Origin of the sequence: Microtetraspora niveoalba (assembly GCF_001570405.1) — a bacterium.
Taxonomy (GTDB): Bacteria; Actinomycetota; Actinomycetes; order Streptosporangiales; family Streptosporangiaceae; genus Microtetraspora; species Microtetraspora niveoalba.
In genome coordinates this window covers 22,568-49,208 of record NZ_BBYM01000038.1, presented here as the reverse complement: position 1 = coordinate 49,208, position 26,641 = coordinate 22,568, and the positions used below count along the sequence as shown (strand labels likewise).

Sequence of the window (26,641 nt, the reverse complement as noted above, 5' to 3'; positions counted from 1 at the left end):
ATCGAAAGGACCGCATGATGCGCATCGGTATGGCCCTCAACTACTCGGGCGGGTTCAAGGAGACCGTGGCCGAGCTGGCCGACTACGAGAAGGCCGGGCTGGACGTCGTCTTCGTCGCCGAGGCGTACAGCTTCGACGCGGTCAGCCAGATGGGCTACATCGCGGCGCGGACCGAGCGGCTGCGGATCGCCTCCGGCATCCTGCCGATCTACTCCCGCACTCCGGCGCTGCTGGCGATGACGGCCGCCGGGATGGACCACGTCTCCGACGGCCGGTTCACGCTGGGCCTGGGCGCGTCCGGCCCCCAGGTGATCGAGGGTTTCCACGGCGTGCCGTACACCGCGCCGCTCGGCCGCACCCGCGAGATCATCGAGATCTGCCGCAAGGTATGGCGGCGCGAGCGTCTTGAGTACGCCGGGAAGCACTACACGTTGCCGTTGGAGGGGGGCACGGGCCTGGGCAAGCCGCTGAAGCTGATCAACCACCCGGTGCGCGACCGAATCCCGATCGTGCTCGCCGCCATCGGCCCGAAGAACGTCGAGCTGGCCGCCGAGCTGGCCGAGGGCTGGGAGCCGATGTTCTACATGCCGGAGAAGGCCGCCGACGTGTGGGGCGCGTCCCTCGCGGCGGGCAGGGCGAAGCGGGACCCGGCGCTCGGCGAGCTGGACGTCATCGCCCAGGCGCCCCTGGCGATCGGCGACGACGTGGCGCACCTGCTGGAGCTCGGCCGCCCCACGGCCGCCCTCTACATCGGCGGCATGGGCGCCAAGGGCAAGAACTTCTACAACGACCTGGCCCGCCGCTACGGCTACGAGAAGGAGGCCGAGCGGATCCAGGACCTCTACCTGGAGGGCAGGAAGGACGAGGCCGCCGCCCTCGTCCCGGAGGAGCTCCTGGCGTCGATGTCCCTGATCGGCCCGGAGGGCTTCGTCCGCGAGCGTCTCCAGGTGATGAGGGAGTCCGGCGTCGGCACCGTCAACGTCACCCCGCTCGGCCGTACGCACGGGGAGCGTGTCCGGCTCATCGAGAGGGTCAGGGAGCTCGCCGACTGACCTGCACGTCGTACGGCGGAGCCGATCCGGGGAGCGCGGGCGGCACCCGTGACCAGGGCCTCGGCCATTCAGGACGTGGAGGTGGTCAGGCGGTAGAGCCACTCGGGGCGTCCCACTCCTCCGTACTGCGGGACGCGCCGCACGGCCCCGGTCTCGGTCAGGTGCTCCAGGTAGCGGCGGGCGGTCACCCGGGAGACGCCGATCGCCTCGCCGACGGCGTTCGCCGACAACCCGGCACGCGCCTTCCTGAGCTGGCCCGCGACCGCCTCCAGGGTCGCCTGGGACATCCCCTTGGGGAGCGCGGACCGTGCGGCGCCCCGCAGTGTGGCCAGCGCGCGATCGACCTCGCTCTGCGCGCTCACCTCACCGCCTCCCTCGACCGAGGAGCGGAACCGCGCGTACTGCTGGAGCTTCTCGCGCAGCAGCGCGAACGTGAACGGCTTGAGCAGGTACTGCACGACGCCGATCGAGACGGCCGACCTGACCACGGACAGGTCCCTGGCCGAGGTCACGGCCACGACGTCGCAGGAGATCCCGGCGGCGCGGAGCAGCCGGCAGACCTCCAGGCCGTGCATGTCGGGCAGGTGCAGGTCGAGCAGCAGCAGGTCCACACGCTCGCGGCGGAGGAACCGCAGCGTCTCCCCTCCGGAACGGGCCACACCCGCGACCCGGAAGCCCGGCAGCCGTTCCACGTAGAGGCGGTTCGCCTCGGCGGCGACCTCCTCGTCCTCGACGACCAGCACGGAGATCACGTGTCGTCCCCCTTCCGGGGCGGGAGCCGTACGGTGAAGACGGCTCCGCCGTCGCGGGAGACGTCGATCGTGCCGCCGAGACGGCGTACGGCCTGGCCGACCATGGCGAGGCCGAGGCCGCGCCCGTCGCCCTTGGTCGTCCAGCCGCGCCGGAACGCCGCGGCCACCTCGTGATCGCCGAGGCCGGGGCCGGAGTCGGCGACGCGCAGGACGCAGCCGCCCCCGTCCATGGTCAGGCTCACCCGTACGCGGGCGGGCGGGGCTCCGGTCACGGCCGCCTCCACGGCGTTGTCGATCAGGTTGCCGAGGATGGTCACCAGATCGCGGCCGTCCAGGCCGAGGTCGTCCAGCTCGCTGTCCGGTGCGATGGCCAGCTCGACGCCGCGTTCGGCGGCCTCGGCCGTCTTGCCGAGCAGGAGGGCCGCGAGCACGGGCTCCCGTACGGACCCGACGACCCGGTCGGCGAACTGCTGGGCGTCGCGCATCTCCGCGGTGGCGAACTCGACGGCCTGCTCGGCCCGGCCCAGCTCGACCAGCGCGACCACGGTGTGCAGCCGGTTCGCCGACTCGTGCGCGGCCGAACGCAGCGACTCGGCGAAGCCGCGCACCGCGTCGAGCTGGCCGCTGAGCGCCTGGAGCTCGGTGTGGTCGCGCAGGGTGACGACCAGGCCGAACGACCTGCGCCCGGACCGCGCGGGGGCGGCGTTCACCACGATGACCCGGTCACGGGTCAGGTGGATCTCGTCGGTGCGGCGCTCCCCCGAGCGCAGCATCTCGGTGAACTCCGGGTCCAGGCCCAACTCGGTCACCTCACGGCCCTCGGCGTCGGCGGGCAGGCCCAGCAGCGCCCGCGCGCCGTCGTTGCACAACGTCAGCCTGCGCTCGTCGTCGACGAGGAGCAGCCCCTCGCGTACGGCGTGCAGGATCGCGGTGTGGTGCTCGTAGATGCGGCCCAGCTCGTCGGAGGCGAGCCCGCGGGTCTGCCGGCGCAGCCGGGCGCCCACGAGGGCGGTCCCCGCCCCGCCGACGGTCATGCCGAGCAGGACGGTCAGCCCCGCAACGGCGAGCTGGTCGCGCAGGCGGTCGCTGATCTTGTCGAGCGTGATCCCGGCGCTGACCAGGGCGCGCACCTCGCCCCGGCCGTCCCGCACGGGTGTGACGGCGCGGACGGAGGGGCCGAGCGTGCCGGTGTAGGTCTCGGTGAACGTGCGGCCGGCCACGGCGGGGCCGATGGTGCCGAGGAAGGTGCCGCCGATCTGGCCGGGGTTGGGGTGCGTGTAGCGGCGACCGGACGTGTCCATGATCGTGATGAAGTCGACGCCGGCCTCCCGCCTGACCCGCTCGGCGTACGGCTGGAGGGTCGCGGTGGGGTCGGGGTCGCCGACGGCGGACAGGACGGACGGCGAGTCGGCGACGCTGATGGCGACGGAGCCGGCGACCCGCGTCGCGTCGTCGGTGAGCAGGTCGCGGGTGTGGGCGAACGCGAAGGCGGTGCCCGCGGCGACCGTGACCCCGACGACCACGGTCTGGAGCAGCAACATCTGCCTGGCGAGGCTCCACCGTCTGAGGGGCGACGTCCTCGTCATCTTCCCGGTCTCACTCCGTGCGGTCGTTTCGTTGATGAACGAAATGTACGCAATAGTGACCGAGGTCACACCCCCGGCGCATAGTCACGCCGTCGAAAGTCCTTCCGTACAAGGGGGTCGCGTGGCCGCATCCGCGCCTCGGGCGAGCCGGGACCGCACCCGGTACCTGTATCTCGCCGTCATCGTCGCCGTGCTCGCCGGGATCACCGTCGGGCTCCTCGCGCCGGAGCTGGGCAAGGAGCTGAAACCGCTCGGCACGGCCTTCGTGGGCCTGATCAAGATGATGATCAGCCCCATCATCTTCTGCACGATCGTGCTCGGCGTCGGGTCGGTGGCCCAGGCGGCGCGGGTCGGCAAGGTCGGCGGGCTCGCCGTCGGCTATTTCCTGGTCATGTCCACCGTGGCGCTGGCGATCGGCCTGCTCGTCGGCAACCTGCTGCACCCGGGCGAGGGCCTCGCGCTGACCGACGATCTGCGCAAGGCCGCCGAGACCGAGGCGGCCAAGGGCGGCGAGAGCGACACGACGTCGTTCCTCCTGGGGATCATCCCGACCACGCTCGTGTCGGCGTTCACCGAGGGCGAGGTGCTGCAGACGCTGCTGGTCGCGCTGCTCGCGGGCTTCGCGCTGCAGGCGATGGGCGGCAGGGCGGCGCCGATCCTGGCCGGGATCGGGCACATCCAGCGGCTGGTCTTCCGCATCCTCGCCATGATCATGTGGGCCGCTCCGGTGGGCGCCTTCGGCGCGATGGCGGCGGTCGTCGGGGCCACCGGCGTGGACGCGCTGACCAGCCTCGCCGTCATCATGACCGGCTTCTACGCGACCTGCGTACTGTTCGTGTTCGTCGTGCTGGGGCCGCTGCTCTGGGTGGTCGCCCAGGTCAACATCCTGACGCTGCTGCGGTATCTGGGCCGGGAGTTCCTGCTCATCCTCTCGACGTCGTCGTCGGAGTCGGCGCTGCCCCGCCTGATCGCCAAGATGGAGCATCTCGGAGTGGCCCGCCCGGTGGTCGGCATCACCGTCCCGACCGGGTACTCGTTCAACCTCGACGGGACCGCCATCTACCTCACCATGGCCACGCTGTTCGTGGCGAGCGCCACCGGGGCGCCGCTGTCGCTGGGCGAGCAGATCTCGCTGCTGGTCTTCATGATCATCGCGTCGAAGGGCGCGGCGGGCGTCACCGGCGCTGGCCTGGCCACGCTGGCGGGCGGGCTCCAGTCACACCGGCCCGACCTGGTCGACGGCGTCGGCCTGATCGTCGGCATCGACCGCTTCATGTCGGAGGCGCGGGCGCTGACCAACTTCGCGGGCAACGCGGTGGCCACCGTGCTGATCGGCACCTGGACCGGCGACTTCGACCGCGAGCGGGCGGCGCGGGTGTTGTCCGGCGAGGCCCCGTTCGACGAGACGACCCTGCTGGACGAGGACTCCGGGCCGGGCACCGGCCGCAGCGGCGGCGACGGCGACGGGGGCTCCCCGGCCGGCGACCGCCCCTCCGGAGCGCTCACCCCCGCCTGAGCTCCCCGGCTTCGCCGACCATCGTGACTCGCCGGTGGGCCGGGGGACGTCCGGCCCACCGGGCCTCGGGGTCATGGTGGACGAAGCCGATCCAAGGTCAACGAGTACGGCAAGCTCGATGGCTCTCCGTGGTCAACGCGCTTGCCTGAGCACTATCGGTGAGGCAAACTGAACACGCCGCATCCTCTGGGATGGGGAAGTGAGGCCGGGCCTCCCGATGGAATCGGGCGTCCGGCCTTCGCGTTGTGGGCGTCACTCGAGACAGATCATGTGGACCCGTTCGCAGAGAAGGTCGTAGTAACGCGTTTGGCCGTCCAACCACCAGGTTGTGGCGCCGACGACGGCATCCGCGGCCCAGAGAAGCGGCTCACTCGCCGACGGCTGCCATCGCACCGTCAGGCTCTTCGGCAGAACGCGCGCCTTGCGCAGCCCGGTCAGCAACCCCCGATCGAGATGGTCTTGCTCGGGGGTGCGGCTCTCAATGGACACCGCCGCGACGCCGGCCTTGTCGACCTCGATGAGCAGCCGCTCCAGGCAGCGGCGACGCGCCCGCTCCGTCCGGACCTCTCCGCCATGGAGATACACCGTGACAATTCCGCGTATCGGCATGTCTGCAATCCGTTCGGCGATGGCGAGTTGCCGGGTGGGGGATTCATCCCTCCAATGCAGGCGGGGACTCTTACCGAGACGCAGCGACTCCAGGTCCACGCGAACGTCCTCGCAGTCGGCAGCGTCCATGACCACAGCAGCCATCGCGTAGACGCTGTCGTCATGAGGGCGACGACGAAGGCTCTCGTCGACATAGGCAGTGAGCACCGCGTAAATATATCGTCACCAAAAGTAAGATTTTCGAGTTTGCCGTGGCGAGAGCGTGGACGTGAGCCGCGCCCGATCCGGATGGCGCGCTGTGGCGGTGATCGGCTGGTCACCGATCACCGGCCTCGGTTCATCGGGGCGCCGGGGTCAGGGGGAGGCCGGGAAGTGGCAGGCGACCTGGCGGCCGGGGGCGGCGTCGAGCACACGCAGGGCGGGGCGCTCGGTGCGGCACCGGTCCCGCGCGACCGGGCAGCGCGGGTGGAAGGAGCAGCCGCCCGGCCGGTCGATGGGGCTGGGCACGTCCCCGGTCAGCACGATCCGCTCGCGGCGCGGCGCGTCCGCCCCGTCGTCGATCTCCGGTACGGCCGACAGCAGGGCGTCGGTGTAGGGGTGGGCGGGGGCGGCGTAGAGCTCCTCGGCCCCGGCCACCTCCACGACCTCGCCCAGGTACATCACCGCGATGCGGTCGGAGACGTGCCGCACCACGCCCAGGTCGTGGGCGATGAAGACGTACGTGAGGCCCAGCTCCTCCTGAAGGTCGGAGAAGAGGTTGAGCACCTGGGCCTGCACCGAGACGTCCAGCGCCGAGACCGGCTCGTCGGCGACGACCAACTCGGGGTTGAGCGCGATGGCGCGGGCGATGCCGACGCGCTGGCGCTGCCCGCCGGAGAACTCGTGCGGGTAGCGGTCCAGGTGCGTCCGGGCCAGGCCCACCAGGTCGAACAGCTCGGCGACCCGCTTCCTGATCGCGGCCGCGTCGCCGTACCCGTGGATGCGCAGCGGCTCGGCGACGGCGTCGCCCGCGGTGCGGCGGGGGTTGAGCGACGCGTACGGGTCCTGGAAGACGAGCTGCATGGCGGGGCGCAGCGGGCGGAGCGCGCGGCGCGACAGGGTGGTGATGTCCCGCCCCTGGAACTCCACGCGGCCCGAGGTGAGGTCGGTCAGCCGGACCAGGCAGCGGCCGAGCGTGGACTTGCCGCACCCGGACTCGCCCACCACGCCGAGCGTCTCGCCGCTCCGGACCTCCAGCGAGACCCCGTTGACGGCCTGTACGGCCCGGCCGCGGCCCGCGCGGAAGTGCTTGACCACGTCCGTGGCCTTCAGCAGGGTGCTCAACGCGTCCTCTTCTCTTCTGGCAGCCAGCAGGCGTCGAGGTGGCCGGACTCGCCGGTCAGCGGCGGGACCTCGGCGCACGCGGCGAAGCTGTGCGCGCAGCGGTCGGCGAACGGGCAGCCCCGCCCGGCGGCGCCCGGCGTGCCGGGGATGGTGGGCAGGCGGCGGGCCCGGGCGCCGCGCACGCGCGGCACCGAGTCGAGCAGCCCCCACGTGTACGGGTGGCGCGGGGTGTGGAAGACCTGGCGCCGGCTGCCGCGCTCGACGGCCCGCCCGCCGTACATGACCAGGACCTCGTCGGCGATCTCCGACACCACGCCCATGTCGTGGGTGATCATCACGACCGCGGAGCCGTGGTCGGCGCGCAGGCGGCGCATGAGGTCGAGGATCTGCGCCTGCGTGGTGACGTCGAGGGCGGTGGTCGGCTCGTCGGCGATGAGCAGCGCGGGGTTGCAGGACAGCGCCATCGCGATGACGGCCCGCTGCCGCATGCCGCCGGAGAACTCGTGCGGGTAGGAGTCCACCCGCTGCTCGGGCGACGGGATGCCGACCTCGCCGAGCAGCGCGACGGCGCGGTCGCGGGCGGCGCGTTTGGAGATCTTCTCGTGCGCGCGGATCTGCTCGGCGATCTGCCAGCCGATCGTGTACACGGGGGTGAGCGCGGTCATCGGGTCCTGGAAGATCATCGCGATCTCGCGTCCCCGTACGGCCCGCATCTCGGCGTTCTTCAGCGCGAGCAGGTCACGGCCGCGGAAGACGACTTTCCCCGAGATCTCGGCGCCCGGGGTGCGGATCAGGCCGAGCACGCCGAGCATCGACACACTCTTGCCCGAGCCCGATTCCCCCACCACGCCCAGCACCTCGCCGGGCCGTACGGAGAAGGACAGCCCGTCGACGGCGGTGAAGCCGCCGAAGCGGATCCTCAGGTCACTGACCTCAAGCAGCGGTTCAGGCACGGCGCACCCTCGGGTCGAGCCGGGCGTACAGGACGTCCACCACGGCGTTGGCCAGCACGACGAAGAAGGCGGCGTACAGGACCGTGCCCATGATCACGGGCAGGTCGAGGTTCTGCAGCGCCTGGTAGGTGAGCTTGCCGACGCCCGGCAGGCCGAAGACCACCTCGGTCAGCAGCGCCGCGCCGCCGACCAGCGCCCCGAAGTCCAGGCCGAACAGCGACACGATCGGGATCAGCGAGCAGCGCAGCGCGTGCTTGACCAGGATGCGCCGCTCCGACAGGCCCTTGGCCCGGGCCGTGCGGACGTAGTCCTCGTTCAGCGCGTTGATCAGCTCGCCGCGCAGCAGCCGGGCGTAGATCCCGGCGTACAGCAGGGCCAGCGTGAGCCAGGGGAAGAGCAGGTGCAGCGCCCACTGGCCGACGCCCTCGGACAGCGGCGCGTAGCCGAGCGGCGGCACCCAGGAGAAGACCGAGTCGTGCAGCTCCTTCTGGGTGACCAGGTTGACGACCTCGCCCAGCCAGTAGACCGGGAGCGAGACGCCGAAGACGCCGAGCAGCATGACCAGCGGGTCGACCAGGGTGCCGCGCATGGCGCCGGCGAGGGTGCCCATGCCGACGCCCAGGACCATCCAGATCACCGCCGCGCCCACGACGAGCGAGAGCGTGACCGGGACCGCCTCGACGATCTGCGGGATCACCAGCGTGCCCCGGTTCACGAACGAGGTCAGGTCGTGCGAGATGAACAGGTGCTTCATCATCAGCGCGTACTGCACGGGCAGCGGCTTGTCGAACCCGAACGACGCCCGCACCTGGGCCAGCGTGGCCGGGTCGGCGTTCTTGCCCGCGATGCGGGCGGCCGGGTCCACGCCGGGGGTGGCGAAGAAGATGAGGAAGACCAGCACACTGATCGCGAACAGCACGAGCACGGCGGCGCCGAACCGGCGCAGGATGTAGCCGGCCATCAGACGCCTCCCCGCAGCCGGGCGTTCGGGTCGAGCGCGTCGCGCACGCCGTCGCCGAGGACGTTGAGCGCGACGGCGGTGAGTCCGACGCACAGGCCGGCCGCGATCGTGATCGCGGGGCGGGTGTAGAGCAGGGCGAGGCCGTCGTTGATGATCGTCCCCCAGCTCGCGTCCGGCGACTGCACGCCGACCGACAGGAACGACAGGGCCGACTCCGTCAGCATGTTCAGCGCGGTCATCAGCGGCAGGAAGACCACGACCGTGGGCAGCACGTTCGGCAGCACCTCGCGCCGCATGATCCGCAGATCGGACGCGCCGAGGCCGACGGCGGCGTGCAGGAACTCCTTGTTCCGCAGCGCCATCACCTGGCCGCGGAGCGGCCGGGCCACGTACGGCACGTAGATCAGCGCGATGATCACGACGGGGAGGGCGAGGCTGCCCGCGTCGATGTGGATCGGGCCGAGGTGCAGCCCGCTGGTGAGCAGCACCACCGACAGGCAGATCGCCAGCAGGTAGACGGGGAAGGCCCAGATCACGTCGAAGAAGCGGGACAGCACCGCGTCGATCCAGCCGCCGAAGTACCCGGCGAGCACGCCGAGCACGGTGGCGAGCGCGCAGCACAGCACGGCCGAGGACAGGCCGATCAGCAGGCTGTTGCGGCCGCCGTACAGGAGCCTGGCCATCACGTCGCGGCCCTGGCTGTCCGCGCCGAGGAAGTACCCGCCCGGGTCCCAGGTCGGGCCGATCGGGGTGACGCCGAGGCCGAGGCCCTCCGTGCTCTGGGCGAGCACCGGCACCCGCGCGCCGTTCACGATCGCGGTGCCGGAGGCGTTGGACGTGAACGGGTCGGTGTGCGCGATCGTGTTCGCGTAGAGGGGCGCGAGCACGCAGGCGAGCACGATGAGCAGCAGCCCGACCGCGGCGATCATGGCGGAGCGGTTGCGCCGCAGCCGGCCGAGGGCCCTTCGCCAGGGCCCGGCGGACGGCCGGGCCGGCTCCGCGGCCGGCTGGGGGGCCGCGGTCGAGGCGGCGGCGGTCACTTGACCCACATCTGGTCGAGCAGCGCGTGGAACTGCGCGTGGAACTGGTAGTTGCCGACGTTCTTGGAGACGAAGTCGATCTGCTTGGGGTTGAACAGCGGGACGATCGGGCCCTGCTTCATGAGCTCGCGGTCCAGCTCACCCCAGAGCTTGCCGGAGGCGGCGGTGTCGCTCTGGTCCAGCTTCATCGCCTCGGCGATCTTGGCGTCCACGTCCTTGTCGCAGAAGCCGGAGATGTTGATGCTGGCGTCGCTCCCCTCCCGGAACGAGGCGCACGAGAGCAGCACGTTGATGAAGTTCGAGGCCGCGGGATAGTCGGCGTACCACTGGGAGACGCTGAGCTGGACCTTGTTCTTCGTGTTCTGGATGTAGGTGAAGTGGATGTTGGTGGAGATGACCTTCAGCTTGGCCTGGTAGCCGATCTGCGTGAGGGCGCTGCGGACGTACTCGCCGATCTGCTTGCTGACCTCGTCGTCGGCGACCACGACGGAGACCTCCTGGCCGGCCGTCCCGGACTTCTGGACCAGCTCCTTGGCCTTGGCCAGGTCCTGCTGCGGGAAGTCGCAGAAGTCGGCGTGGCCGGGGAAGGCCGGGGGCAGGATCGTGCAGGCCGGCTGCGCCACGTTCGCGCCGCCGAACATCTTCACCAGCGCGTTCTTGTCGAACGCCCACTGGAGCGCCTCCCGGGCCTCGGGCTTGTCGAACGGCGCGAGGTTGACGTTGACCGGGATGTACCAGAAGGCGGCCAGCGGGTTCACGTGCGCCTGCTGGGCGTACGAGGTGCCGATCTCGGTGAGCCGGTCGGCGGGCAGCGGGTCGAAGATCCAGTCGGCCTGGCCGTTCTGCACCGCGGTGACCGCGGCCTCGGGGGTGAGGCCGTAGCTGTAGTCGATCTCGTCGGGGTAGCCCTGCGGCTGCGCGTCCCGCGACCACTCCTTGAAGTGCGGGTTGCGGACCAGCTTCATCAGCTTGTTCGGGTTGTAGGACTCCACCTTGTACGGCCCGGTGCCGGGGATCGGGGTGGTGCCCTGGTCCTTGTCGGGGGTGCCCTTCGGCAGCACGACGGCGTGCGGGAGCGCGAGCTTCTGCAGGAACTCCGAGTCGGCGGCGACCAGGTTGATCGTGACGGTGTTCGCCGCGGCGTCCGCGACGACGCCCTTGTCGAGGGTGCAGCCCGCGGGCTTCTTCACGCACTCGGCGGCGCCGACGATCCCCGAGTAGAAGGTGCCGGACGTCGGCCCGGAGACCCGGAAGATCCGCCGGAACGACGCCACGACGTCGTCGACCGTGACCGGGTCGCCCGTGGCGAACGCGACGCCCTCGCGCAGCTTGAACGTGTACGTCTTGCCGTCCGCGCTGACCTGCGGCATCTCCGCGGCGAGGTCGGGGACGATGTCGTACGACGCCTTGCCGCCGACCTTGCGGAACGACACCAGGCCGTCGTAGAGGGCCTGGAAGACCTGCCAGTTGCCGTTGCTGTAGTTGATGTGCGGGTCGAGGGTGCCGTCGCCCGCCTTGGCGAGCAGGCGGAGCGTGCCTCCCTTGTGCTGCTCCTGGAACCCGGCGGCGGCGGTCTGGGCGGGCTGCCCGGCCGGGTCGGTCCCGGAGGCGGTGGCGCCGCCGCCTCCGGAGCAGGCGGCGACGCCGACGGCCAGCAGTGCGGCGCCGGTGATGGCGGTGATGCGCTTCATGCGGGGATCCCTCACGATCAGTCGGTGGAGTCGAGGAAGTCGCCGACGATCTGGAGGTAGCGCTCTTCCTCCTCGATGTGCGGCATGTGACTGGAGTGCTCGAACAGCTCCCAGCGGACGTCGGGGATGCGGTCCGCGAAGGGCTGCACGGTGCGAGGGGTCGCCTCGTCGTGCCGACCGGAGACGAGCAGGGTGGGGACGGCGATCTTGTCGAGCCGGTCGACGACCGACCAGTCCCTCAGCGTGCCGACGACGTGGAACTCGCTCGGGCCGTTCATGGTGTGGTACACCGTCGGGTCCGCGGCGGTCTTGGCGTCGCTGGCCAGCACCTCCGGCGGGTTGGGCACGATCGTGCAGACGTGCCGCGCGTTGAACACCTTCTCCGCCGCCCGGTACTCGTCGCTGTCCGTGGTGCCCGCCGCCTCGTGCTCGCGGAGGGTGCGCTCCACGTCCGGGGGCAGCTCGGACCGCAGCCGGTCGCACTCCTCGCGCCACAGCTCCATCGATGCGGGCGAGTTGGCGATGACCAGGCCGCGCAGCCCGTCCGGCACGCGTACGGCGTGCTCGGCGGCGAGCATCCCGCCCCAGGACTGGCCGAGCACGTGGTACCGCCCGGCGATGCCCAGGTGGGCGAGCAGGTTGTCCAGCTCGTCGAGGAAGAGCCGGACGGTCCAGAAGTCGGCGCCCTTCTCCGGCAGGTGGGTGGAAAGCCCGACGCCGATCTGGTCGTAGTGGACGACGGGCCGGCCGCGCTCGGCGAGGCGGGCGATCCGCAGGGTGTAGTCGTGGGCCGCTCCCGGCCCTCCGTGCAGCACGACGAGGGGCGCCTTGGGGGACTCCAGGTCACCGGTGACGCGGTACCAGGTCCGCCACTCGCCGAAGGGCGCGAGGCCCTGCGCGGTCGGTTCGGGGATGGCCAACGCAACAGCTCCAGGGGATACGGGGGAGACGAGATGTCGTCAGATGAGACAGATGTCCGTTGTTTGGACAGCATATGGATAAATGGCCTGGACACAAGACCTTTCTTGAAATCGGCTGGTCGGATAAGGTGCGGATCACGCCTCTCCCGCTGAAAGGACCTTTCCCTGACCCCCCGGACCCCCGCCGAGGAGCCGTCGCCCGCGCACCGCGAGCCCCCGTCGCACCTCGCCCCGCCCGCGCCCGGCGCGACTCCCCCCGCGGACGACCTGACCCGCGTCCTCGGCCAGGTGCTCGACGGCGGCCGGCCGTCCGGCGTGCTCGGCCCGGTCCGGGTGCCGTCCGTGGCGACCGAGGTGGCCGACCGCCTCATGACCGCCATCGCGATCGGCGACTACCTGCCCGGTGAGCGCCTGCCCGGCGAGCGCGAGCTGGCCGCCCTGCTCGACGTCAGCCGCGCCACGATCCGCGAGGCCGTCGGACGCCTCCAGGCCGTCGGCATCGTCGAGATCAGACGCGGCCGCACCGGCGGCGCCTACGTCCGCACGAGCTGGACCGAGGCGACCGCCGCCGCCGTCAGGCGCACCCTCGTGCCGCGCTGGCCGGAGCTGGAGCAGCTCTTCGACCTGCGCGGCCTGGTCGAGGGCATGGCGGCCAGGGCCGCGGCGCAGCGCCGTACGGACCGGGACCTGGAGGCGATGGGGGCCGCGCTCGACGCCTACGCCGGGGCGGCCACGCTCCGGGAGGAGCAGGCCGCCGACGCGGCGTTCCACGCGGCCGTGGTCACCGCCGGGGGCAACCCCCAGATCAACGCGCTCAGCCGCGACCTGCTGATGCGGGTCAGCCTCGGCTTCCCCACCGAGCCGTACGGCGAGGACGACCCGGAGACGTACCGCCAGGCCCTCAACGAGCACCGCGCGCTGTACGAGGCGATCTCCGCGAGGGACGCCGAACGGGCCGGGTCCATCGCGGAGCGCCACTTCACCATGACGGCGGACGTGATCCGGGCGATGCTCGAACGCGGCCTCAACGACTCGCGAGATAGCTGATCAGCGTCCTGACCATCGCCCCGGTGGCCCCCGAGGGGCCGAGGTCGGTGGCCTTGTCCAGGTAGGCGGTGGTCGCGAAGTCCAGGTGCGCCCAGGGGACGCCACCGGTGAAGTTCTCCAGGAACAGCGCGGCCAGGATCACGTCGGCGTGCGCGCCCCCGTCGTTCTTGAAGTCGGCCACGTCGGACCTGATCCGCTCCAGGTAGGGACGCCACATCGGCATCTCCCACAGGGGCTCGCCCTGCGCCTCGCCCGCCGCCGTGATCGCGCCGATCAGCGCCCGGTCGTTGCCGAGGACGCCGGTGATGTCCTCGCCCAGCGCGTGCATGACCGAGTACGTGAGGGTGGCGGCGTCGATGATCGCGTCCGGGCGGCGCTCGGCGAGGTAGGCCAGGGCGTCGGCCAGGACCAGCCGTCCCTCGGCGTCGGTGTCGGCGACCTCGGTGGTGATGCCGTTGCGGTGCCGCAGGACGTCGCCGGGGCGGGTCGCCGACCCGCTGACCATGTTCTCGGCCGCCGGGACGACCGCGACGACGCCGGTCGGCAGGCCGAGCCGGGCCGCGGCCCGGACCACCGCGAGCATCGTGGCGCCGCCCGCCATGTCGCTCTTCATCGTCGCCATGGCCTTCTGGCTCTTGATCCCGAGGCCGCCCGCGTCGAAGGTGATGCCCTTGCCCGCCAGGCCGACGACGCCGCTCTTCCCGTCGCCGGGGTAGCTCACCTCGATCAGGCAGGGCGGGTTGGCGCTGGCCGCGCCGACGCCGAGGATGCCGCCGAAACCGCCCTCGCGCAGCTCGTCGGCGGCGAGGACGCGTGCGCCCAGCCCCGCCTCCTCGGCCATCTCCACGGCCCGCCGGGCCAGGGTCATCGGGACCAGGTCACCGGCGGGGGTGTTGACCAGGTCGCGGGTGAACGTCACGGCCTCGGCCACCGCCTCGGCCCGCGCGACCGCGTCGCGGTCCTCGGGGGCGAGCAGGAGCAGCCGCTCGACGGCCCGGCCCTCCGGGGCGCTCTTGTACCGGTCGAACCGGTAGCCGCCCAGGCGCACGCCCTCGACGACCGCCCCGGGGTGCGGCAGCGCGACCGCGACCGTGGCGAAGCCGGCCATCCTGGGCGCCGCGTGCCCGACCGCCCGCCGTACGGCCCGCTCGTCGGCGTCCGGCTCCAGGCCGACGAGGAGGACGGCGCCCGCCTGGAACGGGTCTCCGGCGCGGCGCGGCAGCAGGAGCTCCTCGCCCGGCCGGCCGGCGAACCCGGCGAGCCCGATCTCGATGCCGAGGCCGGGCCCGGCGGACGCGGGCAGGACGAGGAGGTCGGCGCGGACCTCGGCGGGCGCGTGCGGGGAGAAGGACACCTCCACGAGGCACTCCTAACGGGGGAAGTTCCGGAAAGGGAGAAAATGGTCCGTCGAGTGAACCATAAAGACTCCCCCGTTGACCAGGGGCCCTCTCACCATGCGATACGACCCGGCGGCCCCGGCCCGGGGCGGCGTCGCGGCCGGCCCCCGCGCGACGCTCGTGCGCCGGCGCGTCGAACGCCGCTACGACCGCGGTTCGGCGGGCTCGGCGGGCTCGGCGGGCTCGTTCAGGCGGCGCTTGTAGTAGGCCCAGGGAGATTCGAAGTCGGAGGGGACGACGCGCTCCCAGCCCTGCTCCTCCATCAGGCGCTGGCGGCGGCGCGACGGCCACCACAACCGCCGGTGCTCCCACTTGTCCGGCGAGGCCTCGACGAGGTGGAAGAGGTAGCCGTAGTCGACCGCGTGCCATCCGCGCAGGCCCTCGCTCGCCAACGCCTCCATCTCGTTGAAGGCGTGCAGCGGCGTGAGCACTCTGCGGGTGGCGGTGTCGCCCGGGACCGAGCCCCTGCGGTCGGCGGCCGAGGCGCCGAAACGCTGCTGGGCGGCCTGCCGGCTGATGCCCAGCAGCCGGCCGAGGGCGTCCCAGCTGTGCCCGGCGCCGCGTGCGCCGGTGATCGACTGGCGCAGCAGCCTGCCGGCCTCCTGCGCGGCGACACTGGCGGCGGCGACCATGAGCAGGTGGGCGTCGGGGTCGTCGTCGAGCCCCTTGCGACCCTGCTCGCACGCGGCCAGCACGGCTTCGGCGACGGCCTCTCGGATGGCGGCCACCTGATCGTCGGTGAGGCGGATCGGGGACTCGCTCATCGGGGCTCCCCTTCAGCGGTGGCGGCGGGAGGCAGCGGCTCCAGCTCCTCCAGGCGGGCGGCGTCGGCGTCGGCCGCGGCCTTCCGGCTCGCGATCGAGAGCCCCGCCACCACCCCCACGACGGCGACGGTGAAGCCGGTGACGACGCTGAGGATCCACAGCAGGGTGTTGTCGTACATGGCCTGCATCACGAGCAGGACGCCCGACATCGGCAGCAGGACGGCGACGGCCAGGAGTCCGGCGAGGTGGGCGGGTAAGACGCTTCGGTTCATAGTGTCAAGGATTCATTGACATCGCTCTTTTGTCAATGAATCCTTGACACACCGCCTACGGCGTCCGGCGGCTCGGCCACGTCCCGGCGCGGGGCCGCGAATGAGACAGCCGGGCACGCGTACGGCTCCCGCCGGTTCCACGGGTACGGGGCGCCCGAGAGGGTCAGTCGCCCGTTACGATCCCGGAGGCCTGCTTGTTCTTGTCGGCTTCGGAGAAGAGGAGGGTGGGTTCGGCGAGGATGTCGCGGCCGATCTCGCTCTTGTAGATCTCATCGACGCTACCGAACCGGGCCTCGGAGTAGTCGAATCCCAGAAGGGACGCCGCTCGGCGGACCGTTGCCTCGTCAGGCCCTTCGATCTCGACGAAGGTCGGCAGATCGGGCCAGGTGTCGATATCGAAGGTGACGTCGTCGAGGCGCCACTCCTCGCGATAGTTCTCCTGGTAGCGCACCTCGCGCAGGCCGAGATGGCAGAGGATCTCGGCCATGGCCTCGAGGTCGGCCACCTCGGTTTCGATCTCGGTGGTGCCGTTGATGGTGGTGGCGTCCGTGACCTGCTTGAGGGTGAGAGTCGAGCGAGTTCCCTCGTCGCGCAGGCGGACCCACTGACCACTGGCGAGAGTGTCGCTCTCGAAGATCTTGCGGGTGAGGAGGGTGCGAGGGAATGCCTGGACGGCGCCCAGGGAGGTCAGCCTGGCCCGGAGGCCCGTGACGTCGACGGACAGGAACGTGGCCTCGTACTCGTGCTTCATGGTCTCCTTCTTCGTCGTGGAAGCGGGCGTCACCATGTTCGGGTTCTCCGTCATAAAAGCGCACATACCAACAACGCGTACGGCTCCCGCCCTGATGGGGCGGGAGCCGTACGGTCGGGTCGGGCGGGGATCAGACCTGGCCGGCCTTCTCCAGCGCGGTGCAGCAGGTGTCCACCATCAGGCGGGTCACCACGTAGGGGTCGACGTTCGCGTTCGGGCGGCGGTCCTCGATGTAGCCCTTGCGCTCGACCTCGACCTGCCACGGGATGCGGACCGAGGCGGCGCGGTCGGAGACGCCGTAGCTGAACTTGTCCCACGGCGCGGTCTCGTGGTGGCCGGTGAGGCGGTCCTCGATGCCGTGGCCGTAGTTGCGCACGTGCTCCATGGCGTTCTCGGCCAGGGCCTCACAGGCCGTGATGATCGGCTCGTACGCCTCGCGCATGGCCTTGGTGGAGAAGTTGGTGTGCGCGCCGGCGCCGTTCCAGTCGCCCTTCACCGGCTTGGGGTCGAGCGTGGCGGCGATGTCGAAGTCCTCGGCGACGCGGTAGAGCAGCCAGCGGGCGATCCACATGTGGTCGGCGACCTCGACCGGGCCGAGCGGGCCGATCTGGAACTCCCACTGGCCGGGCATGACCTCGGCGTTGATGCCGGAGATCTCCAGGCCCGCTTCGAGGCAGAGGTCGAGGTGCTTCTCGACGACGTCGCGCCCGAAGACCTCGTCCGCGCCGACGCCGCAGTAGTAGCCGCCCTGCGGGGCCGGGAAGCCGCCGATCGGGAAGCCGAGCGGGCGGCCGTCCTTGAAGAAGGTGTACTCCTGCTCGATGCCGAACCACGACTCCTGGTCGGCGAACCGCTCGGCCACCTCGGTGAGCAGCGCGCGGGTGTTGCTGGAGTGCGGCGACAGGTCCGGGTTGAGCACCTCGCACAGCACCAGCACGTTGTTCCCGCCGCGGATCGGGTCGGGGCAGCTGAAGACCGGCTTGAGCACGCGGTCGGAGGAGTGGCCGCCGGCCTGGTTCGTGCTGGATCCGTCGAAACCCCAGTTCGGGAGGGGCGCGCCATCCGCGACGATCTTGGTCTTGGACCTGAGCTTGGCGGTCGGCTCGGTGCCGTCGATCCAGATGTACTCAGCCTTGTAGCTCACGTCGGTCCCCTTCTGGAGCGTGCTTCTCATCGCCACGCCCGAGAATGCCAACCGCCCGTTTCCGACCTTTTGCCCGAATGTGAACGGGATGTTAATCCGGTTCCGGGTTGCGGAACCCGATCACCAGCTCGCCGCCGGCCACCCCCACCGCGATCGTCGCGCCGTCCTCGACGTCCCCCGCGAGCAGCGCCCGGCCGACCCGCGTCTCCACCTCGCGGGAGATGAACCGCCGCAGCGGGCGCGCGCCGTACACGGGGTCGAACCCCTCCTTGGCGATCAGGCGGCGCGCCTCCTCGGTCACCTCCAGCGTCATCCGCCGGTCGGCCAGCCTGGCCCTGATCTCGCCGAACATCAGGTCGACGATCCGCTCGATCTCCGCCTCCGTCAGCGGCTTGAACAGCACGATGTCGTCCACCCGGTTGAGGAACTCGGGCCGGAAGTGCCGCCGCAGCGCGGCCATGACCTGGTCCCGCCCCTCCGGCTTGATCTCGCCGCTCGGCGTGACCCCTTCGAGCAGGTACTCCGACCCGATGTTCGAGGTCATGATGATGACGGTGTTCCTGAAGTCGACCGTACGGCCCTGCGCGTCGGTCAGCCGGCCGTCGTCGAGCACCTGGAGCAGCGTGTTGAACACGTCCGGGTGCGCCTTCTCGATCTCGTCGAAGAGCACCACCGAGTACGGCTTGCGCCGTACGGCCTCGGTGAGCTGGCCGCCCTCCTCGAAGCCGACGTAGCCGGGAGGGGCGCCGACGAGCCGGCTCACCGTGTGCCGCTCCTGGTACTCGCTCATGTCGACGCGGACCATGTTGTCCTCGGTGTCGAACAGCGCCGCCGCCAGGGCCTTGGCCAGCTCGGTCTTGCCCACCCCGGTCGGCCCGAGGAAGATGAACGACCCGATCGGCCGGCGCGGGTCCTTGATGCCCGACCTGGCGCGGATCACGGCGTCGGCGACGAGCTGCACCGCCTCGTCCTGCCCGATGACCCGCTCGTGCAGGATGTCGTCGAGGCGCAGCAGCTTCTCCCGCTCGCCCTCCTGGAGGCGGCTGACCGGGATGCCCGTCCAGCGCGACACGATCGCCGCGATCTCCTCCTCGGTCACGACCTCGCGCAGCAGCCGGGAGCGGCCCTGCTTGGCCTCCAGTTGCTCCTCCTCGGCGGCGAGCCGCCGGGCCAGGTCCGGCATGCGGCCGTGGCGCAGCTCGGCGGCCCGGTTGAGGTCGTAGCTGCGCTCGGCGATCTCGGCCTCGCGGCGCACCGTCTCCATCTCCTCGCGCAGCGCCTGCACCTTGCGCAGCGCGTGCCGTTCGGACTCCCACTTGGCCCGCATGGCGTCGGTCTCGGCGCGCAGGTCGCCCAATTCCTTGCGCAGGTCCTCCAGCCGGGCGCCGCTCGCCGGGTCCGTCTCCTTGGCGAGAGCCGCCTCCTCGATCTCCAGCCGCATCACCCGGCGGGTCAGCTCGTCCAGCTCGGCCGGCATCGAGTCGATCTCGGTGCGGAGCATCGCGCACGCCTCGTCCACCAGGTCGATCGCCTTGTCCGGCAGGAAGCGGTCGGAGATGTACCGGTGGCTCAGCACGACCGAGGCGACCAGAGCGCCGTCCTGGATCTTCACGCCGTGGAAGACCTCCAGGCGCTCGCGCAGCCCCCGCAGGATGGAGATCGCGTCCTCGACGGACGGCTCGTCCACGAGCACCGGCTGGAACCTGCGCTCCAGGGCGGCGTCCTTCTCGATGTGCTTGCGGTACTCCTGCACCGTCGTCGCGCCGATCATGTGCAGCTCGCCGCGGGCGAGCATCGGCTTGAGCATGTTGCCCGCGTCCATGGCGCCCTCGGTCGCGCCCGCGCCCACGACGGTGTGCAGCTCGTCGACGAACAGCAGGATGCGCCCCTCGGCCGCCTTCACCTCGCCGAGCACCGCCTTGAGCCGCTCCTCGAACTCGCCGCGGTACTTGGCCCCCGCGATCAGCGCGCCCATGTCCAGGCTGAAGACCGTCTTGTCGCGCAGGCCCTCCGGCACGTCGCCGCGTACGATCCGCTGCGCCAGCCCCTCGACGATCGCCGTCTTGCCGACGCCGGGGTCGCCGACGAGCACCGGGTTGTTCTTCGTCTTCCTGGACAGGATCTGGACCACCCTGCGGATCTCGGCGTCGCGGCCGACCACCGGGTCGAGCTTGTCCGCCGCCGCGTCCGCGACCAGGTCCCTGCCGTACTTCTCCAGGGCCTCGTACGCGGCCTCGGGCGTCGCGGACGTGACCCGCTGGTGGCCCCTGACCTCCGTGAGGGCCTGCAGGAACCGGTCCCGGGTGAGGCCCTGCTGCCGCAGCAGCCGGCCGGCCGCCGTCTGCGCGCCCTCGTCGATCAGCGCGAGGAGCAGGTGCTCGACCGACACGTACTCGTCCTTGAGCCGCGCGGCCTCCCGGTCGGCGGCGTCCAGCACCCGCGACAGCCGCTGGGTGACGAAGATCTGCCCCGGGGTCGCGCCGGGCCCGCTCACCGAGGGGCGGCGGCGCAGGTCGTCCTCCAGCTCCGCCCGGAGCCGGTCCGGGTCGGCCCCGGCCCGCTCCAGCAGGCGCGGCACGAGCCCGTCGGGCTGCGCGAGCAGCGCCACCAGCAGGTGCTCGCCGTCGACCTCGGTCTGTCCGAGGCGCACCGCCACGGCCTGAGCGTCGTTCAGGGCCTCCTGGGACTTCTGGGTCAGGCGGTTCGGGTCCATCTCAACCTCCGGTCGTACGCGAGCGGGCTCGCAGGGCGGCCTCCAGCTCGGCCACACGATCGAGCAGGTCGATCACCAGGCCGACCGAGGCGTAGTTGACGGCGAAACCGGCGCGCAGCCGCTGGATCCGGGCGACCACGGCGAGCTGGGACGGCGCGAGGCACGGCCGGCCCGCCGTGTCCGGAACGGTGTCGAGCAGCCCCAGCGCGACCAGCCGCCGCACCAGGTCGGGATGCATGTTCGCGGCCCGCGCGAAGCTGTCCAGGTCCATCCGCGGCAGGTCCATCCGGACGAGGGCGTACGTCATGTGCGGCTCCTCGGGTCGAAGCCGGAGGCCGCGGACAGCTCCTCGAACAGCCGCCGCTCCTCGTCGGTCGGCTGCGGCGGAACCATGATCCGCGCCTCCGCGAGCAGGTCTCCTGGCGCGCCGCGCGGGTTGGGCAGCCCGCGCCCGCGCAACCTCAGGCGGCGGCCGCTGGACGTCCCGGCCGGGACCCGCACCTTGGCCTCGCCGCCCGGGGTGTCGATCGCGACCGTCGCCCCCAGCGCCGCCTCCCACGGGGCCAGCGGCAGGGCGACGTGGATGTCCCGTCCCCGGACCTCGTACCGGGGGTGCGGCGCGATCCGGACGACGAGGTAGAGATCGCCCGCGGGCGCGCCCTCGCTGCCCTGACCGCCCTGGCCGGCCAGCCTGATGCGCTGCCCGTCCGTCACCCCGGCCGGGATGGACACGTCCACCCTCCGGCCGGTCGGCAGGGTGAGCGCGCGCCGGGCGCCCCGGTAGGCGTCCTCGACCGTGACCGCCAGCTCGGCCTCCTGGTCGGCGCCCGGCACCGGACCCCAGCGGCGGCCGCCGCGCCGGCCGCCGAAGATCCCGCCGAGCAGGTCCTCGAAGTCCGCCCCGGCGAAGTCGCCGCCGGCGTACTCCCACTGCGGCGCGCCGCGCGCCCCGGCTCCGGCCCTCGCGCGGGCGCGCGCCCACGTCTCCGGGTCCACGTCCGGCGGCACCTGCCGGAAGTCCGGGCCGAACGCGTCGTACCGCTTGCGCGTCTCCGGGTCGGACAACACCTGGTACGCCTCGGAGATCTCCTTGAACCGGTCCTCGGCACCCGGGTCCTTGTTCACGTCGGGGTGGTAGGACCGGGCGAGCTTGCGGTAGGAGCGCTGGATCTCCTCCTGGCTCGCGGTCCGGGGCACGCCCAGCACCTCGTAGAAGTCAGCCGCCATCGGTTCGCACCCTCAATCCGGCCTTCCTCAGTCCGCCTTGGTGGAGACGACCACGGCCGCCGGCCGCAGCAGGTGGTCCGCGTCGCCGTAGCCGGGCCGTACGACCTCGATGACCGTGCCGGGCGGCGCGTCCGGGTCGGGCGCCGCACCGACCGCCTCGTGCAGCGCGGGGTCGAACCGCTGCCCGACCGCCTCCTGGCGCGGGAAGCCGAGCCGGGCCAGTACGGCGACCGCCTGGTCCCGCACGGCGCGCACGCCCTCGATCACCGCCTCCGCGTGGGCCGCGCCGCCCGTGCCCGTGCCCGCGTTCGCGGGCGCGCCGGCCGCGCCGGGAGTAGTCCCCTTGGCGCCGCGGGCGCCGTCCCCGGCGTGGCGGAGGGCGAGTTCGAGGTTGTCGAGCACGGGAAGCCACTCCGCGGCCACCCTGGCCCGTTCCTCCAGGCGTTGCCGCTCCATCTCCCTCGCCGTCCTGCGGCGTACGGTGTCCAGCTCGGCGACGGCGCGCAACCACCGGCCCTCCAGATCGGCCACCCTCTCGTCGGCCTCGCTCCGGGCCTCGGCCTCGGGACGGGGCCCGGCCTCCGCCCCCTGCCCGGCGCCGGCCTCGCGACCGGGCTCGGGGCGGGACTCGATCCCCGCTCGGGACTCCGCGTCCGCTCGCGTCTCGTCGTGGCCGCCGGGGCGGCCCTCCTCGCGCCCGGCCATCGTCAGTCCGAGGTGGTGAACTCGGCGTCGATGACGTCCTCGCCGCCCTCGCCGCCGGGCGGACGGCCCTCGCCCTGCGCGCCCGGGGCTCCCTGCGCGGCCGTCGCGCCGAGGCCGTGGTAGACCTGCTGCAACTCGGCGATGAGGGAGCGCAGCCGGTCGAGCGGCACCTCCTCCTTGATCGCCTGCCGCGCGTCCGCGACCAGCGTCTCGCCCCGCGCCTTCTCGTGCACCGGCACGGCCTGGCCGAGCTCGTTCAGCCGGCGCTCGACGGCGTACGCGACGGTGTCCAGCTCGTTGCGCGCGTCGATCAGCTCGCGGAGCCTGGAGTCCTCGCCGCGGTGCCGTTCGGCGTCGGCGACCATCCGGTCCACCTCGGACTTGTCCAGGTTGGAGCTCTCGCTGATCGTGATGCGCTGCTCCCCGCCGGTGTCCTTGTCCTTCGCCGAGACGTTGAGGATGCCGTTCGCGTCGATGTCGAACGTCACCTCGATCTGCGGTGCGCCGCGCTGCGCCGGCCGGATGTTCTCCAGGCGGAAGCGGCCGAGGACGCGGTTGTCCGCCGCCCGCTCGCGCTCCCCCTGGAGCACCACCACGTCCACGGCGCTCTGGTTGTCCTCCGCCGTGCTGAACGTCTCCATGCGGCGGGCGGGGATCGTCGTGTTGCGCTCGATGACCTTGGTCATCACACCGCCGAGGGTCTCCACGCCCAGCGACAACGGGGTGACGTCGAGGAGCAGGACGTCCTTCACCTCGCCCTTGATGATCGCCGCCTGGGCGGCCGCGCCGATCGCGACGACCTCGTCCGGGTTGACGGTCATGTTGGGGTCCTTGCCCCCGGTCATCCGGCGTACGAGGTTCTGCACCGCGGGGATGCGGGTCGAGCCGCCGACCAGGATGACCTCGTCGATGTCGTTCGGCGTGAGCCTCGCGTCGGCCATCGCCTGTTCGACGGGCTTGGTGCAGCGCTCCACCAGGTCGGCGGTGATCTGCTCGAAGGTCGAGCGCATGAGGGTCGTGTTGAGGTGCTTCGGGCCGTTCGCGTCCGCCGTGATGAACGGCAGGCTGACCGTGGTCTGGGTGACCGACGACAGCTCCACCTTGGCCTTCTCCGCCGCCTCGAACAGCCGCTGCAACGCCTGCGGGTCGCGCCTGAGGTCGATGCCCTCCTGCCGCTGGAACTCGTCCGCCAGGTGGTCCACGATCCTGCGGTCGAAGTCGTCGCCGCCCAGGTGGGTGTCACCCGAGGTGGACCGCACCTCCAGCACGCCCTCGCCGATGTCCAGGATGCTCACGTCGAACGTGCCGCCGCCCAGGTCGAAGACGAGGACGGTCTCGTTCTCCTTCCGGTCCAGCCCGTACGCCAGCGCGGCCGCCGTCGGCTCGTTGATGATGCGCAGCACCTCGACGCCGGCGATCTTTCCCGCGTCCTTGGTCGCCTGCCGCTGCGCGTCGTTGAAGTACGCGGGCACCGTGATCACGGCCTCGGTGATCTTCTCGCCGAGGAACCTCCCCGCGTCCTGGATCAGCTTCCTGAGCACGAGGGCGGAGATCTCCTCCGGGGCGTACTGCTTGTCGCGCACCTGGAAGCGCACCGCGCCGCCGGGCCCCTCCACGACGTCGAAGGACACCGCGTTCATCTCGCTGGTGACCTCGTCGTAGCGGCGGCCGATGAAGCGTTTGGCCGAGTAGATCGTGCCCTTCGGGTTCAGGATCGCCTGCCTGCGGGCGAGCTGGCCGACGAGCCGCTCCCCCTGGTCGGTGAACGCGACCACCGAGGGCGTCGTCCGCGAGCCCTCCGCGTTGGGGATCACCGACGGCTGGCCGCCCTCCATCGCAGCGATCACGGAGTTCGTGGTGCCCAGATCGATGCCGACTGCCTTCGCCATGCGGTGCTCCCCCAACCTGACAGTTCGCGGGCCTTCTTTCGAGCGTCGCCCCGCCGCCCTCCGCGCCACACCGTCAGATCGTGTAGTCGTCCCGGATCCGGGTAGCCGTCACATCAATTGACCAGGCATTACGCGACATGACTTTCTTCGGGGGACATGCGATGCGGGCACGCGAACTGGCCGCCGTCGCCGAACTGCTTGATCGGGCCGGAACCGGCGAGCGCGCCACCCTGCTGATCGACGGCGAACCGGGCGCCGGCAAGACCACCCTCCTCGCCCGCGCGGCCGAGCGGGCCGCCGCGCGCGGGTTCGGCCTGGCGGCGGGCGGCGCCGAGGAGCTCGACCGGCTCATCCCGCTGAACCCCCTCCTGTCCGCCTTCGACGACATACCGGCCGAGGGCGACCCCGCTCCCGAGTCGATGGAGGCGCGGGTGGAACGCCTGCGGATCCACATGGAGAAGCGGATGGCCGCCGGGCCCCTGCTGGTCACCCTCGACGATCTCCACTGGGCGGACCCGGCCACGCTCATGGCGGTGCGCACGCTGCACTGCCGGCTGCCGTCCCGGCCGCTCGCCTGGATGCTCACCCGCACCACCGGCGGCCGCGATCGCGCGGCCGAGCGGCTGTTCGACCTGCTGGAACGGCACGGCGCCCGCAGGCTGGCGCTCGGCCCGCTGCCGGACGACGCCGTGGCCCGCGTGGTGGCCGAGCTCCTGCGCGCCCGCCCGGACCCCGGCCTGCTCGCCTTCGCCTCCGGCGCCGGCGGCAACCCGTTCCTGCTCGTCGAGCTCGTGGACGGCCTGCGCGACGAGGGAGCGATCGAGATCGCGGGCGGGCGGGCGCGGCTGGTGTCCCCCGTGCTCCCCCGGCGCGTACACGTGCTGGCGCGGCACCGGCTCGACCGGCTGAGCCGGGAGGCCCGGCACCTGGTGGAGGCGGCCACCGTGCTCGGGCGCACGTTCTCGCCCGGCGACGTGGCCGAGCTGCTCGGCGCGAGCCCGGCGATGCTGCTCCCCGCGCTGGAGGAGGCGCTGGAGGCCGGACTGCTGGCCGCGACCGGTGACGCGCTCACCTTCCGGCACGAGCTGGTCTGGCGGGCGGTCCTCGCGGGCCTGCCCCGCCCGCTGCGGCTGGCCCTGCGTCACCAGGCCGAACGCCTCCCCGAGCCGAACGGGGAATCGGAGCGGGCCCCGGGAGCCGACGCGACGGATCGGACCGGAGCCGCCGCCGGCGGGCCCGGCCGTGTCCCGGTGACCCGGCTGAACGCCTCGCTCGCCTCGGCCGTACGGGTCGCGGCCGCCCTTCGGCGCGGCGATCTGCGCGCGGCGCTCTCCGGCGCGCCGGCCGACCGCTCCCGCCGCCGCCCGCCCGTGCGGGCCCGTCCGGCGGCCGACGACGTGATCCGCGCCATGACCGCCGGACGCGTGATCGAGGCGGGCGAGGGCGCGGGACCCGCCATGGACCATCTCGTCCGTGAGGACGTCTACTCCGCGCTGGCGCGGCACCCGTGGGTGCTCGCCGTCGAGCCGGCCTGCGCCGCCTGGCTGGTACGGCTCGCGCTCCGCACGGGCGACCGCGAGCGCGCCGAGCTGGTCAGGACCGCCCTGGACCGCCTGCCCGGCGACGGCCCCGCCGGTGCCGGGCAGGCCGGTGACGAGCCGGGCGGACCTGGTGACGACGACGCCGGGCACGCCGGTGACGATCGAACCGAGGAGGGTCGGGACAGGGCCGGGCGGACCGGTGACGAGTGGGGCCGACATGGTGACGGCGACGCCGGGCAGGAGGGCGACGGCCGGGCGGCGGCCCTGTCCGCCGCGGCCGCGCACGCCCGCGGACTGCTCGACCACGATCCGCGCGCGCTCGCGCTGGCGGCCGAACGGGCCGCCGACCCCTGGTCGCGCGCGTCGGCGGCGGAGGACCTCGGCCTGCTGCTGTGCCGTACCGGAGAGCGGGTCGCGGGGATCGAGAGCCTGAACCGGGCGCTCGCCGGATACGAGGAGGCGGCCGCGCCCCGGGACGCCGCCCGGCTGCGCCGCAGGCTGCGGCAGGAGGGCGTGCGGCGGCGCCACTGGAGCTACGCCGACCGGCCGGTCACCGGGTGGGACAGCCTCACCGACACCGAGCACACCGTGTCCCTGCTCGTCGCCCAGGGGTGGACGAACCGGCAGGTCGCCGAGCAGATGTTCATCAGCGTCCACACGGTGGCGTTCCACCTGCGGCAGATCTTCCGCAAGCTGGACATCCGCTCCCGCGTCGAGCTCACCCGGCTGGCCGTCGAGCACACCGCCGGCCCGCGCCCCGTCTCGCACTGAAGCGCTCCCGCCGCGCC

23 protein-coding genes are annotated in these 26,641 nt (G+C 72.1%); 4 read left to right on the top strand and 19 right to left on the bottom strand.

The window, feature by feature from the left end; genetic code table 11:
* Positions 1-17: 17 nt before the first annotated feature.
* Entirely contained in the window at positions 18-1,052 is a 1,035-nt protein-coding gene (locus tag AWQ70_RS30945; RefSeq protein ID WP_067184048.1) for an LLM class F420-dependent oxidoreductase, read from the top strand.
* 68 nt (positions 1,053-1,120) lie between these two features.
* On the opposite strand, the gene AWQ70_RS30940 is transcribed toward AWQ70_RS30945, so the two are convergent.
* Both AWQ70_RS30940 and AWQ70_RS30935 read right to left on the bottom strand, forming a co-directional pair.
* On the bottom strand, positions 1,121-1,804 hold the full coding sequence (locus AWQ70_RS30940; protein WP_067183943.1) for a response regulator: 684 nt from the start codon (positions 1,802-1,804) through the stop codon (positions 1,121-1,123).
* Positions 1,801-3,390 carry a sensor histidine kinase gene (locus AWQ70_RS30935; protein ID WP_067183941.1) on the bottom strand — a complete coding sequence of 530 codons (1,590 nt, stop codon included), beginning with the start codon at positions 3,388-3,390 and terminating at the stop codon, positions 1,801-1,803. Before AWQ70_RS30935 ends, AWQ70_RS30940 begins: the two co-directional genes overlap by 4 nt.
* Positions 3,391-3,511: 121 nt before the next feature.
* Here AWQ70_RS30935 and AWQ70_RS30930 point away from each other — a divergent pair, with 121 nt between their 5' ends.
* A complete protein-coding gene (locus AWQ70_RS30930) occupies positions 3,512-4,906 on the top strand; it encodes a cation:dicarboxylate symporter family transporter (RefSeq protein WP_067183938.1) in 1,395 nt (464 codons plus the stop codon).
* Between the two features lie 252 nt (positions 4,907-5,158).
* On the opposite strand, the gene AWQ70_RS30925 is transcribed toward AWQ70_RS30930, so the two are convergent.
* From AWQ70_RS30925 to AWQ70_RS30895, 7 genes are all read right to left on the bottom strand, one after another.
* Positions 5,159-5,722, bottom strand: a complete 564-nt coding sequence (locus AWQ70_RS30925) for a DUF3800 domain-containing protein (protein ID WP_067183935.1) — start codon at positions 5,720-5,722, stop codon at positions 5,159-5,161.
* 147 nt (positions 5,723-5,869) lie between these two features.
* Entirely contained in the window at positions 5,870-6,838 is a 969-nt protein-coding gene (locus AWQ70_RS30920; protein ID WP_169808767.1) for an ABC transporter ATP-binding protein, read from the bottom strand.
* Entirely contained in the window at positions 6,835-7,791 is a 957-nt protein-coding gene (locus tag AWQ70_RS30915; RefSeq protein WP_067183932.1) for an ABC transporter ATP-binding protein, read from the bottom strand. Before AWQ70_RS30915 ends, AWQ70_RS30920 begins: the two co-directional genes overlap by 4 nt.
* A complete protein-coding gene (locus AWQ70_RS30910) occupies positions 7,784-8,752 on the bottom strand; it encodes an ABC transporter permease (protein ID WP_067183928.1) in 969 nt (322 codons plus the stop codon). The genes AWQ70_RS30915 and AWQ70_RS30910 overlap by 8 nt, the downstream gene beginning before the upstream one ends.
* Positions 8,752-9,792: an ABC transporter permease gene (locus AWQ70_RS30905; protein ID WP_067183925.1), complete on the bottom strand. Its 1,041-nt coding sequence runs from the start codon at positions 9,790-9,792 to the stop codon at positions 8,752-8,754. Before AWQ70_RS30905 ends, AWQ70_RS30910 begins: the two co-directional genes overlap by 1 nt.
* A complete protein-coding gene (locus AWQ70_RS30900) occupies positions 9,789-11,483 on the bottom strand; it encodes an ABC transporter substrate-binding protein (RefSeq protein WP_084517996.1) in 1,695 nt (564 codons plus the stop codon). Before AWQ70_RS30900 ends, AWQ70_RS30905 begins: the two co-directional genes overlap by 4 nt.
* Before the next feature lie 17 nt (positions 11,484-11,500).
* Positions 11,501-12,403 carry a proline iminopeptidase-family hydrolase gene (locus tag AWQ70_RS30895; protein ID WP_067183922.1) on the bottom strand — a complete coding sequence of 301 codons (903 nt, stop codon included), beginning with the start codon at positions 12,401-12,403 and terminating at the stop codon, positions 11,501-11,503.
* A gap of 288 nt (positions 12,404-12,691) precedes the next feature.
* Here AWQ70_RS30895 and AWQ70_RS30890 point away from each other — a divergent pair, with 288 nt between their 5' ends.
* Entirely contained in the window at positions 12,692-13,450 is a 759-nt protein-coding gene (locus tag AWQ70_RS30890; protein WP_067183919.1) for a FadR/GntR family transcriptional regulator, read from the top strand.
* Here AWQ70_RS30890 and AWQ70_RS30885 read toward each other — a convergent pair.
* The 10 genes from AWQ70_RS30885 to dnaK all read right to left on the bottom strand — a co-directional run bounded on the left by AWQ70_RS30885 (position 13,428) and on the right by dnaK (position 24,312).
* Positions 13,428-14,810, bottom strand: a complete 1,383-nt coding sequence (locus AWQ70_RS30885; RefSeq protein WP_067183915.1) for a leucyl aminopeptidase — start codon at positions 14,808-14,810, stop codon at positions 13,428-13,430. The genes AWQ70_RS30890 and AWQ70_RS30885 overlap by 23 nt on opposite strands.
* Before the next feature lie 180 nt (positions 14,811-14,990).
* A complete protein-coding gene (locus AWQ70_RS30880) occupies positions 14,991-15,611 on the bottom strand; it encodes a hypothetical protein (RefSeq protein WP_067183912.1) in 621 nt (206 codons plus the stop codon).
* Positions 15,608-15,883 carry a hypothetical protein gene (locus AWQ70_RS30875; protein ID WP_067183908.1) on the bottom strand — a complete coding sequence of 92 codons (276 nt, stop codon included), beginning with the start codon at positions 15,881-15,883 and terminating at the stop codon, positions 15,608-15,610. Before AWQ70_RS30875 ends, AWQ70_RS30880 begins: the two co-directional genes overlap by 4 nt.
* 163 nt (positions 15,884-16,046) lie before the next feature.
* Complete coding sequence (locus AWQ70_RS30870) at positions 16,047-16,688, bottom strand: class IV adenylate cyclase (RefSeq protein WP_218004724.1); 642 nt, start codon at positions 16,686-16,688, stop codon at positions 16,047-16,049.
* Positions 16,689-16,764: 76 nt separating this feature from the next.
* Positions 16,765-17,778, bottom strand: coding sequence for a glutamine synthetase (gene glnII / locus AWQ70_RS30865; protein ID WP_067184034.1), 1,014 nt, complete (start codon positions 17,776-17,778; stop codon positions 16,765-16,767).
* Positions 17,779-17,869: 91 nt separating this feature from the next.
* Complete coding sequence (gene clpB, locus AWQ70_RS30860; RefSeq protein ID WP_067183905.1) at positions 17,870-20,491, bottom strand: ATP-dependent chaperone ClpB; 2,622 nt, start codon at positions 20,489-20,491, stop codon at positions 17,870-17,872.
* Between the two features lies 1 nt (position 20,492).
* On the bottom strand, positions 20,493-20,798 hold the full coding sequence (locus tag AWQ70_RS30855; RefSeq protein ID WP_067183901.1) for a chaperone modulator CbpM: 306 nt from the start codon (positions 20,796-20,798) through the stop codon (positions 20,493-20,495).
* Positions 20,795-21,718, bottom strand: a complete 924-nt coding sequence (locus AWQ70_RS30850) for a DnaJ C-terminal domain-containing protein (RefSeq protein WP_067183898.1) — start codon at positions 21,716-21,718, stop codon at positions 20,795-20,797. Before AWQ70_RS30850 ends, AWQ70_RS30855 begins: the two co-directional genes overlap by 4 nt.
* Positions 21,719-21,745: 27 nt before the next feature.
* Positions 21,746-22,423, bottom strand: a complete 678-nt coding sequence (locus AWQ70_RS30845; protein ID WP_084517995.1) for a nucleotide exchange factor GrpE — start codon at positions 22,421-22,423, stop codon at positions 21,746-21,748.
* A 2-nt stretch (positions 22,424-22,425) separates the two neighbouring features.
* Entirely contained in the window at positions 22,426-24,312 is a 1,887-nt protein-coding gene (gene dnaK / locus AWQ70_RS30840; protein ID WP_067183894.1) for a molecular chaperone DnaK, read from the bottom strand.
* 161 nt (positions 24,313-24,473) lie between these two features.
* Between dnaK and AWQ70_RS30835 the strand changes: the two genes are divergently transcribed.
* Complete coding sequence (locus AWQ70_RS30835) at positions 24,474-26,624, top strand: AAA family ATPase (protein ID WP_067183890.1); 2,151 nt, start codon at positions 24,474-24,476, stop codon at positions 26,622-26,624.
* The last annotated feature ends 17 nt before the right edge of the window (positions 26,625-26,641 follow it).